This window comes from Vibrio sp. YT-19(2023), from assembly GCF_033337395.1.
The window spans coordinates 1-841 of record NZ_JAWOQN010000306.1 but is presented as its reverse complement, the minus strand read 5'-3'; the positions used below and the strand labels follow the sequence as shown (position 1 = coordinate 841).

Annotated in this window: 1 protein-coding gene; it reads right to left on the bottom strand. The window is 49.6% G+C overall.

Annotation, left to right across the window (positions count from 1 at the left end; all coding sequences use genetic code 11):
* On the bottom strand, positions 1-841 hold an 841-nt coding region (locus R7E78_RS25570; RefSeq protein ID WP_318058535.1), incomplete at both ends, for a cyclic nucleotide-binding domain-containing protein.

Here is an 841-nt window from a genome sequence, read left to right as displayed (position 1 = left end):
GTTAACACATGGGAGTGGGTCGAGAACGCGCTGAGAATCTGTGTCATGTCAAGCATGCCCACCGCGCGGCTGCCTTCGCAGACCATCAAACGCTTCATGCGATTACGTGTCATGGTGATCATGGCGTTAAACAGAAAATCCCCGTCATCAACATGGTAGACAGGGAAAGTTGCGATCTCACCTACAGGTGTGTCCACGGCGCAATTATCCAACATAACCGAGTGCAGCATGTTGGTACGAGTCACGATGGCGTACGGGTGAGCTGACGGCCATTTTTCCAATCGCGGGTCGTCGTCATGGAGCTGAACCAATGCAGCATCGATGCCGTTATCTTTTAGAGTTCGAGTTACCTCGTTGATTGGCGTTTCTGGCGCGAGGATCATCGGCGGATGATAAATGCTGTTATCGACTTTGGTCAGAATGAATTCGGCCAAGTTTTGCTGTTGCTGCGCGGCTTCGATGAGTTCTTGTCGTTTGGATAAGTTGTTGTCGAAGTAAGCCGCGAACTGGCCATTCTCGTTATAAAGCTCGAGAAAAACGTCTTTTGGCAGTAAGTACGAAAGGGTGTCTTCCAGCGCGATGTATTGATGTCGAACGCATTCTTCAAACAGTGAACGCACGTCAAACATGTCGTCATTGGCGTAATGAGCGAACACTTCGGATTGGTCTTTGGAACGTTCTTCGACTGCGCCTTTGATCAATATGTGCAAGTGAGGGTTGGTCTGCCCGCTAGATAAAATGACATCTCGAGTTCGATAGTACGCCACATCTAAGGACGAGCGCAGCCGAGTTTGCTGAGCATCGGTCAGACGATCGAACGGGGGAGATTGCATATTAAATT